The following is a 14,489-nucleotide window of genomic DNA, read 5'->3' as shown; positions in this document are numbered from 1 at the left end:
CGCCTCAGCGCGAGAGGCACGCGGGGAGGCGATGTCCTCGCTCTCCCCGCGTGCCTCTCGCACGCGTCCCCCGGCCTCCTCCGACCGGGATCGGCCTCCTACTTCTTGCGGGCGTTCGCGCGACGCTCCGCGCGGTTGGACGCAGGCGCGTCGCCCTCGATGCGCTGGCCGAAGGCACCGCGGGCCGCGGGGGCGGCCGGCGTCTCCTCCTCCTCGGCCTGGGCGGCACGGGCGGCGGCCTGGCGCAGACGGTCGGTGGCGGCCTGCTGAACCTGTCCGCGATCGTTGCGCACCTCGACCTCGCCGGCGTCGTTGGGGGCGGAGTACTCGAGACGCTGGTCAGCGCTCCCGTCCGCGAGCCCCTTCGCGTCGACCTCGATCTCCGCCACGCCCTCGTCGCCGGCACGGCGCACCTCGACCTCGAGGTTGTAGAGGAAGCCAACGGTCTCCTCCTTGATCTGCCCCATCATGGCCTGGAACATCGAGTAGCCCTCACGCTGGTACTCGACCAGCGGATCGCGCTGAGCCATCGCCCGCAGCCCGATGCCGTCCTTGAGGTAGTCCATCTCGTACAGGTGGTCGCGCCAGCGCCGGTCGAGGACCTGGAGCACCACCCGGCGCTCGAGCTCGCGCGTCGCGGCGTCGCCGAGGGTCTGCTCGCGACGCTCGTACGCGATCAGGGCGTCGGAGAGCAGCTCTCGCTTCAGCCCCTCCGCGGTGATGCCACCCTTGCGGCCGCCGGCCTCGGCGACGACCTCGTCGATCGTCACCCCCACCGGGTACATCGTCTTCAGCTCGGTCCAGAGGCTGTCGAAGTCCCAGCTCTCCGTGTGCCCCTCGGCGGTGTGATCGTCGACGACCGCGGTGATCGCGTCCTCGATGAAGTGCTTCACCCGGTCGGCGATGTCATCGCCCTGGAGGATCTGCCGGCGGTCAGTGTAGATCGCCTCGCGCTGGCGGTTCAGGACGTCGTCGTACTTGAGGACGTTCTTGCGCATCTCGGCGTTGCGCGCCTCGACCTGGCTCTGCGCGCTGCGGATCGCGCGGGTGACCAGCCCCGACTCGATCGGCTGGTCGTCCGGGAAGTTCGAGCGGGCGAGGATCGCCTCGGCCGCCCCCGACTGGAACAGGCGCATCAGGTCATCGGTGAGGCTGAGGTAGAACCGGCTCTCGCCCGGGTCCCCCTGGCGACCGGAACGACCGCGCAGCTGGTTGTCGATCCGGCGCGACTCGTGCCGCTCGGTGCCGAGGACGTACAGCCCGCCGGCCTCGGTGACCTCGACGCTCTCCCCCGCGACCTTCGCCTTCATCGCCTCGTAGGTGTCATCCCACGCCGCCTCGTACTCGTCCGGGGTCTCGACGGGGTCCAGCCCCTTCGCCTTGAGCTCCTGCACGGCGAGGAACTCGGCGTTCCCGCCGAGCATGATGTCGGTGCCTCGTCCCGCCATGTTCGTCGCGACCGTGACCGCGCCGAGCCGGCCGGCCCTGGCGACAATCTCCGCCTCGCGGGCGTGGTTCTTGGCGTTGAGCACCTCGTGCTTGACGCCCTTCTTCGCGAGGAGCCGCGAGAGGTACTCGCTCTTCTCCACGCTCACGGTCCCGACGAGCACCGGCTGGCCGTTGGCGTGCCGCTCGGCGATGTCCTCGACGACCTGCTCGAACTTCACCGTCTCGTTCTTGTAGACGAGGTCGGCGCGGTCCTTGCGGATCATGGGCCTGTTCGTGGGGATCTGCACGACGCCGAGCTTGTAGGTCGACATGAACTCCGCCGCCTCCGTGTCGGCGGTTCCGGTCATGCCGGCCAGCTTGTCGTAGAGGCGGAAGTAGTTCTGCAGCGTGACGGTGGCGAGCGTCTGGTTCTCTGCCTTGACCGGCACGCCCTCCTTGGCCTCGATCGCCTGGTGGATGCCCTCGTTGTACCGGCGCCCGACGAGGATTCGGCCGGTGTGCTCGTCGACGATCATGACCTCGTCGTTCATGACGACGTAGTCGGTGTCGCGCTTGAAGAGGGCGAGCGCCTTGATGGAGTTGTTCAGGAACGAGATCAGCGGGGTGTTCGCCGACTCGTAGAGGTTGTCGATGCCGAGGTAGTCCTCGACCTTCTCGATGCCGGGCTCGAGCACGCCGACGGTGCGCTTCTTCTCGTCGACCTCGTAGTCCTCGCCGGTCTCCAGGGTCCGCGCGATCTTCGCGAACTCGGTGAACCAGCGGTTCGCCTCGCCCGATGCAGGTCCCGAGATGATGAGCGGCGTGCGGGCCTCGTCGATGAGGATCGAGTCGACCTCGTCGACGATCGCGAAGAAGTGGCCCCGCTGGACGAGGTCCTCCTTGCGCCAGGCCATGTTGTCGCGCAGGTAGTCGAAGCCGAACTCGTTGTTCGTGCCGTAGGTGATGTCGGCCGCGTACTGCTCACGACGGATCTCCGGGGTCTGCCCGGAGACGATGACGCCCGTGGTCATCCCGAGGGCGCGATACACGCGTCCCATGAGCTCGGACTGGTAGGTCGCGAGGAAGTCGTTGACCGTGATGACGTGAACGCCCTCGCCCGCGATGGCGTTCAGATAGGTCGGGAAGGTCGCCACGAGGGTCTTGCCCTCACCGGTCTTCATCTCGGCGATGTTGCCGCCGTGGAGGGCGGCGCCGCCCATGATCTGGACGTCGTAGGCGCGCATGCCGAGCGTGCGCTTGGCCGCCTCCCGCACCGCGGCGAAGGCCTCGGGCAGGAGCTGGTCGAGCGTCTCGCCCTTCTGGTACCGGGCCCGGAGCAGCGCGGACTCGCCCTTCAGGTCCTCGTCGCTGAGCTTCTCGAAGTCCTCTTCCAGCGCGTTCACGGCCTTGACGACCTGATTCAGCCGGCGAAGGGTTCGACCCTCGCCCGCGCGCAGCAGCTTCTCAAGAGGATTCGCCACGGATGTCATCTCCCTGTCGGTGGGCGGGTGCCGGTGCGACGCGCGTGATCCGGCGCGCACCTGGCATACAGAGTCATGTTACCGGCCCGTGACCTGCACGTCGCCTGCACGTGCAGCGCCGATGCGCTTCATCGGCGCTGCCGTTCTCTGCAGGTGCGCTGTCGATTCCTGCTCGCGCGGCTCATATTTCCGCCGCATGAGAGGGAATCGACAGCGCGATGGGCATGATCGGCCGGACTATGCTCGGAAACAGATATCGGGAAAGGATATTCGCGTGTCCGTACGGCAGAGCCTCCTCGCCCTCCTCGCCCAGGGGCCGTGCTACGGCTACCAGCTGCGCGCGGAGTTCGCACGCCGCACCGGATCGGCCTGGCCGCTCAACGTCGGTCAGATCTACAACACCCTGGAGCGGCTGGAACGCGACGGACTCGTCGAGCGGGGGGCCGCGGACGACCGCGGCCACGTCTACTGGACGATCACCCCCGCAGGATCCGCCGACGCGTCCTCCTGGCTCGCCACCCCCGTGGAACGGGACAGGAGCGCCCGGGACGAGGTCGCGATCAAGGTGGCCCTCGCCGCGACCCTGCCGGGGGCGGACGCCGCCGCCGTCATCCGGGACCAGCGCGACGAGGTCCTTCGCCGCCTGGAGGACCTCGGCGTCGACGACGATCCTCGCGATGCCGCCGGCCTCGCGGCGGCGATCGTCGCCTCCGCCCGCCGCGCCGCCGTCGAGGCGGAGTTGCGCTGGCTCGACGACGCGGACCGGCTCCTGTCCGCGCATCGGCACGACGCGCTCCCCCTCGCCGCCGACCTCCCCCGGCGCGGTCGGCCCTCCGTCCTCGGCCGAGTCGAGGCCCCGGCCGGCACGCCGCTCTGATCGCGCACAGCGAAGCCGATCCTCAGCCCGCGCATCGTCTGTCCCCGTAGGATCAAGACCATGGCCGGGTTCTGGGGCAGAAGAAGACGTGAGCAAGAGGCGCAGGACGCGCAGGACGCCGATCTCGCGCGCCGCGCAGAGCAGGCACTGGTCGGGGCGGACGAGCGCATCCGCACCGCAGGCGACGAGCTCGCCTTCGCCGGGGCGGAGCTCGGCGACTCCCTGACCGCCGATTTCCGCACGGCGCTCGAATCCGTGCAGACGCACATGCGGGAGGCCTTCCAGCTTCATCAGCTGAACCACGACGAGATCCCGGACACCCCTGAGGAGCTGCGGACCCGCAACGCGCGGATCGTGCAACTGTGCGAGTGGGCCGAGGACCTCATCGACGAGAAGTCCTCTGCGCTCGCGGAGTCCGTCGCGCGCGTGCGCCGTGCGCCCGAGATCATCATCCAGGTCAGGGCCGACGCGGAGACCCTCGGCAGGCGTCTCCCGCACGCCAGGGAGACGATCGCCCGGCTCTCCAGCCGCTACTCGAACGACGCGATGCAGCGGATCGTGCGGAGTGCGGACGAGGCGGAGCAGCTCCTCACCTTCGCCCGTCACGGCGCGGACGTCTCGGAGCGTCGCCGGGCCAGCAAGCAGAACGAGGAGGCGGTCCTCGCGCTCGAGACCGCCACGGAGGCGACCCGGCGCGTCGCCGTGCTGCTCGACGCCGTCGAGGACTTCGAGATCGAGGCGCTCCGGGCCGAGTCCACGCTCGCCGAGGTCGTCGCCGACTCCCGTGGCGACCTGGTCGCCGCGCGCTCCTCCGCCTCCTCCCCCGCGGTCGGCGCGGCGATGGCGGACCTGGAGAAGGCCCTGGCCTCGCTCGCGCCCGCCGGCACCCCCACCGACCCGTTCGCGGAGCTGACCAGGCTCCGCACCGTGAACACCGCCCTCGACGAGGCGGTCGCCAAGGCCCGCTACCGCGAGGAGCATCCGCTGCCCTCCGTCGAGCACGTGCAGCACGCGATCGACGACGCCGACCGTCAGCTCGGGGTCGCCCGCAGCCTCATCGCCGGGCACCGCGGCTGGATCGGCGCCGACGCCAGGACGCGTCTGGCCGAGGCGGAGCGCCTGCGCGTGGACCTGCCGTCGCTCCTGCCCGGGGAGGACACCCGCGAGCAGGCGCTCTCCGCCGCCCGCCGCGTGGCGCAGCTCGCCGCAGAGGCCCTTCAGCTCGCCCAGCGCGACATCGACTCCTCCCGCCCCGACCAGGGCGGCTGGGGTGGAGGCGGCGGCGGCGACCAGTGGGGCGGCGGACAGCGCGGAGGCCGTGGCGGCAGCGACATCGTCTCCGGCGTCCTCGGCGGTCTCGTGATCGGCAGCATCCTCGACGGCATCTTCGACTGATCCGGCGCCTCCTGCGAGGCGGCTGGCATGGATGTGGCCCGGCGCCTTCTCGCGCCGGGCCACATCCGTTCCTCACATCAGGACGCGAGCTCCTCCTCCTCGGGCGGGGCCTGCGTCGTGAGCGAGATCACGCCGTAGTCCCAGCCCTTGCGCCGGTAGACGACGCTCGGGTGGTCGGTGCGGACGTCGACGAAGAGGAAGAAGTCGTGACCGACCAGCTCCATCCGGTCCACCGCCTCCTCGACCGTCATCCACTCCGCACCGAAGTTCTTGGTGCGGATCACGACCGGCGAGTACTCCTCCTCGCCTTCGACCGCGACCGGGATCTCGCCCGTGGAGACCGCGTGGAGCTTGTCGGCGGAGACGGGATCGACGTCGATCCCGGCGAGCTCGCCGCTCTCCTTCTCGAAATGCGCCCCTCGCGGGTGGTTCCTGCCGTCGACGCGCTTGCCCTTGGCGCGGCGCAGCTGCTCGGTGAGCTTGTCGACGGCCATGTCGAGGGCCGCGAACTTGTCGCCGTCACGCGCCTCGGCCCTGACCACCGGGCCGCGTCCGACGAGGGTGAGCTCCACCGTCTCGTCCTCGACGTGACCGTTCCGGTAGGAGCGGTGCGTGACCTTGACGTCGAGTCGCAGCGCCTTGGTGGCGAGCGTCTCGATCCGGGCTGTCTTCTCCTCGACAACCATTCGGAACCGATCGCTGATGCTCACTCCGACACCCACGATGTTCGTTTCCATCCTGACCTCCTTGTTCCGGTCCTCCCGGCCAAGGGCGGACCGTGGTCGCCTTGTGACCCCCTACCGTAGTCGGGGAAACGGCCGCTGTCACCAACGAATCACCTGCGTGTCCCGACCTTCCCGATCCGGGGCCCCGCGGCGCCGTCGCGCCCGCCCGGCGTCACTGCCGCGGCGACACAGCCGACGACCCGGAATCCTGCCGCCGCGAGCGCCCTCACCGCCTCATCGAGCGTCGCGCCGGTGGTGACCACGTCGTCCACGACGATCACCCGGAGCCCCCGCCCCGGACGTCGCGCGCGGAGGCTGCCCGCCACGTTGCGCCGCCGCGCATCCCTGCCGAGGCCGCGCTGGTCGGCGACGCGACGGACCGGCGCAAGGGCTCGGAGCACCGGGAACCCGGTCCTCCGAGCCAGGATCTCCGGCACCCGGTACCCGCGGCGGCGAAATGCGGCACGGGAGGTCGGCACAGGGACCAGCGCGTCGACCGCCGGCAGCCGTCCGTCCCGCCCGCCCAGTCCGTCTCGCCCGCCATGCCCGTCCTCTCCGCCGCGCTCCGCCGCCCGGTGGACGGCGTGGCGAACCGCCGGATCGAGTGCACCGAGGAGCGAGGTCCGGCCCTGCTCCTTCGCGGCGCGGATCACCCGCGCCGCGGCGCCGTCGAACCTCGTCCCCGCATGCACGACTCGGCCCTCCGGCGTCCGGCCGCGTGCGTCGGAGGGCGCGAGCCGCGCTCGGCAGACGGCGCACAATCCGGCGCCCACCCGTCCGCAGCCCGCGCATTCCGCGGCGAGGAGGAAGTCGACGAGCTCTCCGAGCAGGGGCTGGAACTGGATCAGAGCGCGGAGCCGGGCTGAGCGGGACGGGAGGGGCATGCTCCGATCATCGGCGGCAGGCGGAGTCCGATCGTTCCTGCCGCCGTGATCGGTGCATGACCTCGATGTCGTCGTACCAGTGCAGGAGAGGCAGGAACGGTCAGAAGGCGGAGATCTGCGTAGCGAGCACCTGCACCCCGCCGGTCTCCACCCGCCAGGTCGGACCGCTCTGCACCCAGAGGTTCCCATCCGACCCGAGCAGGCGCAGAGTGGACGCCGGGGTCATCGGCGACAGCGTCCGCACGGTGTTGGGGACGTCCGTTTTGGTGGAGGGGCCTCCCACAGGCTGTGTGACCAGGACGACGTCCCCGCCGATGTCCACGAGCACGCCGATCTTCGTGTCGTCGAGCCAGGCGAGGGCGAGGGGTGTCCCTGGCAGGACCCCGATCGTCGTCGGCGTGCCGATCGCCGTCGGCGTTCCGCGATCGTCCCGGGAGACGCCCGCGACGACGACCCTCTGCTGCGAGCCGATCGTGACCGCGGCCGCCACCCGCGCGCCGTCCCTGCTGACCGACATCGCCCCGATCGCCGACGCATCGGCGAACGCGGGGAGGCCGTGCGGGACGACGCCGGGGCTCCAGGCGGAGACGCTCTGGGGATCCGTGCCGACCGCCGTCCAGACGTACCCGTACGGATCGTAGGACGGCGCGATCAGACCGGGGCGCTGGTCCAGCGCGTCCCTCCGGGACTCGTCGATCAGGTAGACGGATCCCGAGGCGTCCTGCACGACCGCGTGCTGCCCTCCGTCGCCCGCCACGATCGACGTGATCGGCAACGGGAAGTCGGCAATCTGCTGGGAGAGGCCGTCAACCGGCACCAGCTCTCCCCCGGAGAGATGCCCGAAGCCGTTGTCGGTCAAGACGAGGGGGCGCGCATCCGGGGCCGTGGAGGCGTGGGCCGCCGCCGTCGTCTCCACGACCCGTCCACCGACGGTCAGGCGTACCTCCAGCACCCCGAGCGGGGCGAGGCTCCGCTCCAACTGGGTCCGCATCCGCGAGAGGGTCACCGGATCTGCGCGCAGGGCCGCCGCACTCAGCTCCACCTCCGCGATCTGCGACGTGACGGTCACCGAGTCGCGCTCCAGCTCGACGTCGCCGGCGAACGCGGTGCGCACGGCATCCGCGAGCCAAGGGCTCGGCTGGCCGGAGACCAGCGCCTGGACGATGCGGGTCGCGGTGTTCTTCCGCTTCGGGAACCAGCGCACATCCGGCACCAGATAGGTCCAGGTCGGGTCGAAGTACTCCAGTGCATAGGGGCTCAGGACGTCGGCGTCGGCGAAGGACTGCTCGGCGAGCAGGATGCCGTCGGGAGCCGCGGTGATCCGCCACTGCCCCTTGTCGTTCTTGGCGAGCCCGTAGGTCAGCTCCGCCGTCCCCGTCCCCCCGCTCACGGGGGCGTACACGCCGTTCTCGTCGACGCCGGCCGTCTGGCGGAAGCCGAGACGGACGGTGCGCTCGTCGTCCGTGTCGGGGATCTGCTCCGTGACGCGGCGCTCGGCCTGCGTGGAGTCGATGATGACGCCGGTCTGCGGTCTCCACTTCTCCGCGGCCTGCGTGGTGAGGAACTGCCGGGCGATCGCCCAGTTGTCCGCAGGGCTGGAGGCGGCCTCCAGGAAGCCGCTGACGATCTGCTCGGGGTCCGCGTCGTCCGCAGGGCCCGCCGGGACGTAGGTGACCTGGGAGTCGGTGCCGCTGCGGTCGGGGCTGTTCCCCGGACGCACGTCGCCCGTTGTCGGGAGGGAGGCACAGGCGGCGAGGCCCAGCACGGTCACGAGGACCACGGCGAGACGGAGGATCCGAGGCATGCTCAACGACCCTCCCCGAGCCCCGGACGGCCCGCGTCCCGCTCGCGCACCAGTCCGATCGGCTCCGTGACCGCGCCGATGTCGGCCAGCGCCTCCTGCGGCTCCAGCGGCACCGGGGACGGACCCGACAGCACGTCCTCCCCGCGGGGCAGCGTCAGCACGAAGTTCGTGCCGCTCCCCGCCTCGGACCACACCCCGAGCGTCCCGCCGTGCAGCCGCGCATCGCCGAGCGCGATCGACAGCCCGAGCCCGGTTCCGCCGATCGTGCGCTGCCGGGAGGGGTCCGCCCGCCAGAACCGGTCGAAGACGCGCTCGACGTCGGCGGCGGCCATGCCCATGCCGGAGTCGCGGACACCGACCGCGACGGCATGCTGGTTGCTGTCGACGGTGATCACGATGGGGTGCCCTTCGCCGTGCTCGATCGCGTTCCCGATCAGGTTCCGCAGGATCCGACGCACCCGCCGCGGATCCATGTCCACCGGCGTGTGGCCGCCCGGTGCGACGAAGCGCAGCTCGGTGCCGTGCCCCGCGGCGAGAGGGGTCATCTCGTCCATGAGGTCCTCCGCGAGGTGGGCGAGGCTCGTCGCCTCCCTCTCCAGCTGCACGGAGCCGGCGTCGTAGCGGCTGATCTCGAGGAGGTCGGCGAGCAGCGTGTCGAAGCGCTGCACCTGCGCGTGGAGCAGCTCCGCGGCCCTGGCGGTGCTCGGATCGAAGTCCTCGCGCCGGTCGTTGAGCATCTCCGCCGCCAGCCGGATCGTCGTCAGCGGCGTCCGCAGCTCGTGGGAGACGTCGGAGACGAACCTCTGCTGCACCATGGAGAGCTCGCCGAGCTCCTTGATCTGCGCCTCGATGCTGTCGGCCATCGCGTTGAACGAGCGGCCGAGGGTCGCCAGCTCGTCCTCGCCGCGCACCGGGAGCCGTACGGTGAAGTCCCCTGCGGCGAACCTCGCGCTGGTCTCCGAGACCTCGACGATCGGCTGCACGACCGAGCGCAGCGCGAACCAGGCGATGATCGCGATGATCGCGACGAGGACCGCCCCCGAGACCCACAGGCTGCTCTGCACCAGCAGCAGCGTCTGCTCGGTGTCGGAGAGGTCGTAGGCGATGTAGAGCCCGTACGCCCCGGCGTCGGGGATGGAGATCTGCTGGCCGACGACGATGCCCGCGTGCTCCCGCCCCTCGGCGTCGGTCAGCGCGAGCGGCTGCCACCACTGCTGGTCCGGGCTCTGGGACACGCGCTGGATCAGCTGATCGGACAGCACGTCCTTGGACAGGCCGCTCTTGTAGAAGTCGGACGGGGCGACGTCCGACGGCGAGTCGTCGATCCGGAACGCCGCGATCCGGCTCGACGAGGAGACGCGGTCCACCGTGCTGCGCATCAGGCGCTGCAACGAGGCCCTGTCGCTCTCGACGGAGGCGGAGAAGAGGGTCGCCTGGGTGTCGGCGACGGCGCGCTGGGCGTCATCGAGCGCCTGCTGCTTGCGCGACTCCCAGAGGTTCGTCTGGATCGCGAGCGCCATCACGACGCAGGTGACGAGGATCGCGACGGAGGTGAGCGCGAGGGTCGCGACGAGCGTGCGGAACCGCAGCGAGCGGCGCCATCTGCCGGAGAAGGTCTCCGGCCACCCGCGCCAGTCGCCGAGCTGAGCGGTACGGGGTGCGACGGACGCCGTAGGGGGCATGACGACCTAGCCCGCGCTCCCGGCCCGGTATCCGACGCCGCGGACGGTCATGACGATCCGCGGATTGTCCGGATCCAACTCGACCTTGGCCCGCAGACGCTGCACGTGCACGTTCACCAGGCGCGTGTCCGCCTTGTAGTGATAGCCCCAGACCTGCTCCAGCAGCATCTCGCGCGAGAACACCTGCTGAGGCTTGGAGGCGAGGGCGACGAGGAGCTGGAACTCCAGCGGGGTGAGCGCGATCGGGGCGCCGCTGCGGCGCACCTCGTGCGCGTCGACGTCGATCACGAGATCGCCGATGCGCAGCGCCTCGCTCGCCGACTGCGGCGTCGGCCGGAGCCTGGTGCGGATGCGCGCGACCAGCTCCTTCGGGTTGAAGGGCTTGACGATGTAGTCGTCGGCACCGACCTCGAGGCCGCGCACGACGTCAGCCGTGTCGCTGCGGGCGGTGAGCATGATGATCGGCACCCCGGACTCGGACCGGATGCGGGTGCAGATCTCGATGCCGTCCATGCCGGGGAGCATGAGGTCGAGCAGCACGAGGTCGGGGCGCTGGGCGCGCCATTCGTCGACGGCCTTCGCGCCGTCCGCGCAGAACACGGGCTCGAAGCCCTCCGTGCGCAGGACGATGCCGATCATCTCGGCGAGCGCAATGTCGTCGTCGACCACGAGGATGCGTGAGGTCATGGGCAGAGATCGTCTTTCGTCGTTCGCGCGCGGGCGCGGACCAATGCCGGGCCCCGCATCGGTCCCAGCGTACTTCACCCCGCGCGAGAGCCGCGGAGGCGGGCACGGGCGCCGCGCGCGCCGCTCTCCGTCCGGACCCGCCGCGAGCGCATATGACACGATGTACCGAGGACATCGAGCGCCGGAGGATCACGTGAGCGGACCGACCTGGACACCCGCCCCGCGCCCGGGGCTCGTCCCCCTGCATCCGCTCGGGTTCGGCACGATCCTCGGGAAGTCGTTCGCCGCGCTGCGGCACAACCCGAAGGTGCTGTTCGGCTTCGCCGTGGTCATGCAGGTCGTCGTCGTGCTGGTCACCTCGGCGGTCCTGGTCTCGGTCACGTTCGCGGCGTTCTCCCGGCTGTTCACCCTGCGCATGGGCTCCGACGAGTACACGACGGTCGCGATCGGATCCAGCGCCCTCGTCCTGGTGGCAGGGCTCGTCGTCGGTCTCGGCTCCGCCGCCTTCACCTCACTCGTGCAGGGCGTCGTCGCCGCCGACGTCGGCGAGGCGGTGCTCGGCGGGAAGGCCACGCTGCGGGCGCTGTGGTCGCGGGTACGGCCCGCCGCCTGGCGCCTGATCGGCTACTCGCTGCTGGTGATGGTCGCCGTGACCGCCGCCGTCCTCCTGATCGGGCTCGTCATGGTCGGCGGCATCGGCCTCCTCGGCGGCTTCTCCGATGCGGCGATGACGATCGGAGTGGTCGGCACCGTCCTCGGCTTCCTCGCGCTCGTGCCGCTCCTCGTCTGGCTCGGGACCAAGCTGCTGCTGGTCCCCTCCGTCCTCGTCCTCGAGCACCAGCCGCTGCGGCAGGCGGTCGTCCGCTCCTGGCGGCTGACCAGGGGACGCTTCTGGGTCGCCTTCGGCGTCACCGCCATCATCGGCGTGATCATGTACACCGCGGCCCAGGTCGTCGGCGTGCCGGTGAGCCTGCTGATGTCGATCGTCGCCCCGCTGATCGCGCCGACCGGGAGCGACGTCTCCGCCGCCGCCCTCACCTTCCTCCTGCCCATCCTCCTGACCCAGATCGTCGTGATGGTGGTCAACGCGGTCTCGACCGTCGTCCAGTCCACGGGCGCCGCCCTGGTCTACCTCGACTGCCGGATGCGGCACGAGGGACTGGACCAGGACCTGATGGCCGCCGCGGAGCGTCGGCAGGCCGGCCTCCCCGCCGGCGCCGATCCCTTCGTCATCGATCCCGCACGGGCCGTCGCGAAGGAGTACCGTCCCCTCGCGAAGACCGTCTGGGATGCGCCCCGGTACCCGGCGCCGCCCCAGGGCCAGCCGTACCCCGGCCAGCCGTACCCTGTTCCGGCCCCGCAGTACCCGGGCCAGCCGTATCCCGCTCAGCCGTACCCCGCTCCCGGCCAGCCGTACCCTGCTCAGCCCTATCCGACGCCGGATCAGCAGCATCGCGCGCCCGCACCTCCTGCACCTGCCGCACCTCCTGCCGCTCCCGTCCATCCTGCGCCTCCCGTCACATCGACCGATGCGGCGCCGCCGATCGCCCCCGATCGCGGATGGGCGGCGCCGGGATCCGGCGGCTCGGGGCCGGCATGATTCCGATGCTCGGAGCCATCCCGCTCGTCCCCGACGGAGACGAGGCCCGCCGCTGGGCCGAGGATGAGCTCGCCAAGACCGCCTACGCCGAGGCGAGGCCGACGCTGTTCGACCAGTGGTCCCGATCCGTCGCGGAGTTCGTCGTCCAGCTGTTCGACCCGCGCTCGGCCGCCGACCTCGGACCGGTCGGCCTGATCATCGTCTGCATCGTGGTGGTCGCCGCCCTCGTCGTGGTGCTCATCATCTGGGGCCGACCGCGACGCTCCTTCCGTCGGCCCCGGCGCATCGATCTGCTCGGGAGCGACGATGCGAGGACCGCCGCCCAGCTCCGCGCCGACGCCGAGAGGAGCGCGAAGGCCGGGGACTGGGACGAGGCGATCGTGCTGCGCTATCGCGCCGTCGCCCGGTCGATGGTGGAGCGCGACCTCATCACCCCCGCTCCCGGCGCCACCGCGCAGCGGATCGCCCGTGACGGCGGCGAGGTCTTCGCCGCGCTCGCCGACCCCCTCGTCCGCGCCGCCGCCTCCTTCGACGACGTCCGGTACCTGCGCCACCCCGGCACCGAGGCCCGCTATCGCGACCTCGCGGAGACCGATGCACGGCTCCAGAGCGCACGGCTGGAGCCGGTGCCGGCATGACCACGACCGCCTCTCCCCCCTCCTCGCCCTCCGCCCCCTCGGCCGATTCCGCGTCCGCCGCCACGATCGTCCGCACGCCGGGTCGGGGCCGTCGCGCGATCGCCTGGACGGTCATCGTCGCCGCCGTCATCGGGTTGGCGCTCCTCGGGCTGCAGGTCGCCGCCACCGCACCGGCGATCCGCAGCGGGTTCGACCCCGAGGTGCGCGGTCCGGCCGGGGCGCAGGCGCTGGCCGAGATCCTGAGGCAGCAGGGCGTCGAGGTCGTCGTCACCCGCGATCGGGCGGCCGCCGCGGCGGCTGCCCGATCCGGCGCGACCCTGGCGATGTCCGACCCCTACGCGCTGTCCGACGATGCGGTCCGCGAGCTCGTCGATGTCGCGGGCACGACCGTCGTGCTCACCGTGAGCTCCCGGATGCTGCGCCTGCTGGACCTCGGCGACTACGGGAGCGGCGGACCGGAGATGGCCGACGCGTCCTGCTCCCTCCCGGAGTTCGCCCGGGTCGGCCGGATCGACCCCGGCCAGCAGCTGACCCCGGCATCCGGCGTCACCGCGTGCTTCGGCGACGACGGCACCGGCGCCGTCCTGGTCTCCGACGACGACGGCCGCCGTCGGACGATCGTGGACGGCTCCCGGCTCCTGTCCAACGAGCATCTCGCGGAGAACGGCAACGCCGCGCTGGGGCTCGCGCTCCTCGGACAGCACGGGAAGCTCGTCTGGTACGTGCCGTCCTTCGAGGACTCCGACCTCGAAGGCCTCGCCCCCGATGACACCCTCGGCTCGCTGACCCCGGCGTGGGTGACGCCGGCGATCCTGATGCTGATCGCCGCCGCCGTCGCCGGCGCCGTCTGGCGCGGGCGCCGCTTCGGCCCTCTCGTCACCGAGTCCCTCCCCGTCACGGTGCGCGCGTCCGAGACCATGCGGGGACGCGCCCGCCTCACCGCCAAGGCCGCCGATGCCCCCCACGCCGCCGAGGCGCTGCGGGACGGCGTCTCGGCACGTCTCGCCGCGCGGCTCGGCATCGCCCTCGGCGCGGGCCCCCAGACGATCGCCGATGCCGCGGCCGACCGGATCCGCGCCACCCGAGCCTCCGTGCGCGAGCTGCTCGCAGGCCCACTGCCCCAGACCGACCCCGAGCTCGTCGCCTATGCGCGCGCGCTCGCCGCGCTCGAGACAGCGGTCGACGACGTCGTCCGCACCGAAAGGAGCACACCGTGACCGATCCCGTCGTCCCGGATCCCGCCGCCCCCGCTCCGCCGCCTCCCGCGGCGCCGCCGACCCGCGCCACG

At 71.5% G+C, this 14,489-nt stretch carries 11 protein-coding genes; 5 read left to right on the top strand and 6 right to left on the bottom strand.

Going from position 1 to position 14,489, the window contains the following annotated elements; all coding sequences use genetic code 11:
- Positions 1–98 precede the first annotated feature (98 nt).
- A complete protein-coding gene (gene secA, locus J2Y69_RS04765; RefSeq protein WP_310018091.1) occupies positions 99–2,909 on the bottom strand; it encodes a preprotein translocase subunit SecA in 2,811 nt (936 codons plus the stop codon).
- A gap of 274 nt (positions 2,910–3,183) precedes the next feature.
- On the opposite strand from secA, the gene J2Y69_RS04760 reads away from it, so the two are divergent.
- Both J2Y69_RS04760 and J2Y69_RS04755 read left to right on the top strand, forming a co-directional pair.
- Positions 3,184–3,786 (top strand): helix-turn-helix transcriptional regulator, encoded by a 603-nt coding sequence (locus J2Y69_RS04760; RefSeq protein ID WP_310018089.1) that lies wholly within the window; start codon positions 3,184–3,186, stop codon positions 3,784–3,786.
- Positions 3,787–3,846: 60 nt separating this feature from the next.
- On the top strand, positions 3,847–5,181 hold the full coding sequence (locus J2Y69_RS04755; protein WP_310018088.1) for a hypothetical protein: 1,335 nt from the start codon (positions 3,847–3,849) through the stop codon (positions 5,179–5,181).
- A 77-nt stretch (positions 5,182–5,258) separates the two neighbouring features.
- Here the strand turns inward: J2Y69_RS04755 and hpf are convergent, their stop codons facing one another.
- From hpf to mtrA, 5 genes are all read right to left on the bottom strand, one after another.
- Positions 5,259–5,918 (bottom strand): ribosome hibernation-promoting factor, HPF/YfiA family, encoded by a 660-nt coding sequence (hpf, locus tag J2Y69_RS04750; protein ID WP_310018087.1) that lies wholly within the window; start codon positions 5,916–5,918, stop codon positions 5,259–5,261.
- Between the two features lie 98 nt (positions 5,919–6,016).
- The gene (locus tag J2Y69_RS04745; protein WP_310018084.1) at positions 6,017–6,790 is read right to left on the bottom strand and encodes a ComF family protein; all 774 of its coding nucleotides are present in this window, start codon (positions 6,788–6,790) and stop codon (positions 6,017–6,019) included.
- Positions 6,791–6,890: 100 nt separating this feature from the next.
- Positions 6,891–8,594, bottom strand: coding sequence for an LpqB family beta-propeller domain-containing protein (locus tag J2Y69_RS04740; RefSeq protein ID WP_310018082.1), 1,704 nt, complete (start codon positions 8,592–8,594; stop codon positions 6,891–6,893).
- 2 nt (positions 8,595–8,596) lie between these two features.
- Positions 8,597–10,276, bottom strand: coding sequence for an MtrAB system histidine kinase MtrB (mtrB, locus tag J2Y69_RS04735; protein ID WP_310018080.1), 1,680 nt, complete (start codon positions 10,274–10,276; stop codon positions 8,597–8,599).
- 6 nt (positions 10,277–10,282) lie between these two features.
- A complete protein-coding gene (gene mtrA, locus J2Y69_RS04730) occupies positions 10,283–10,963 on the bottom strand; it encodes an MtrAB system response regulator MtrA (RefSeq protein WP_310018079.1) in 681 nt (226 codons plus the stop codon).
- Between the two features lie 193 nt (positions 10,964–11,156).
- Here mtrA and J2Y69_RS04725 point away from each other — a divergent pair, with 193 nt between their 5' ends.
- From J2Y69_RS04725 to J2Y69_RS04715, 3 genes are read left to right on the top strand one after another with little or no spacing between them, the layout of a single operon-like run.
- On the top strand, positions 11,157–12,563 hold the full coding sequence (locus J2Y69_RS04725) for a glycerophosphoryl diester phosphodiesterase membrane domain-containing protein (protein ID WP_310018078.1): 1,407 nt from the start codon (positions 11,157–11,159) through the stop codon (positions 12,561–12,563).
- 5 nt (positions 12,564–12,568) lie between these two features.
- Positions 12,569–13,201, top strand: a complete 633-nt coding sequence (locus J2Y69_RS04720) for a DUF4129 domain-containing protein (protein ID WP_310018077.1) — start codon at positions 12,569–12,571, stop codon at positions 13,199–13,201.
- Positions 13,198–14,418 (top strand): DUF4350 domain-containing protein, encoded by a 1,221-nt coding sequence (locus J2Y69_RS04715; protein WP_310018076.1) that lies wholly within the window; start codon positions 13,198–13,200, stop codon positions 14,416–14,418. The genes J2Y69_RS04720 and J2Y69_RS04715 overlap by 4 nt, the downstream gene beginning before the upstream one ends.
- Positions 14,419–14,489: the final 71 nt, after the last annotated feature.

The organism is Microbacterium resistens (assembly GCF_031456305.1).
Taxonomy (GTDB): domain Bacteria; phylum Actinomycetota; class Actinomycetes; order Actinomycetales; family Microbacteriaceae; genus Microbacterium; species Microbacterium resistens_A.
The sequence above is the reverse complement of the archived record's forward strand: the minus strand, read 5'-3'. Positions and strand labels throughout refer to the sequence as shown.

Bases quoted from the DNA above. Each gene is read 5' to 3' on its own strand.
- J2Y69_RS04755 (WP_310018088.1), top strand. From the start codon at position 3,847: ATGGCCGGGTTCTGGGGCAGAAGAAGACGTGAGCAAGAGGCGCAGGAC.
- hpf (WP_310018087.1), bottom strand. From the start codon at position 5,918: ATGGAAACGAACATCGTGGGTGTCGGAGTGAGCATCAGCGATCGGTTC.
- J2Y69_RS04745 (WP_310018084.1), bottom strand. From the start codon at position 6,790: ATGCCCCTCCCGTCCCGCTCAGCCCGGCTCCGCGCTCTGATCCAGTTC.
- J2Y69_RS04740 (WP_310018082.1), bottom strand. From the start codon at position 8,594: ATGCCTCGGATCCTCCGTCTCGCCGTGGTCCTCGTGACCGTGCTGGGC.
- mtrB (WP_310018080.1), bottom strand. From the start codon at position 10,276: ATGCCCCCTACGGCGTCCGTCGCACCCCGTACCGCTCAGCTCGGCGAC.
- mtrA (WP_310018079.1), bottom strand. From the start codon at position 10,963: ATGACCTCACGCATCCTCGTGGTCGACGACGACATTGCGCTCGCCGAG.
- J2Y69_RS04720 (WP_310018077.1), top strand. From the start codon at position 12,569: ATGCTCGGAGCCATCCCGCTCGTCCCCGACGGAGACGAGGCCCGCCGC.
- J2Y69_RS04715 (WP_310018076.1), top strand. From the start codon at position 13,198: ATGACCACGACCGCCTCTCCCCCCTCCTCGCCCTCCGCCCCCTCGGCC.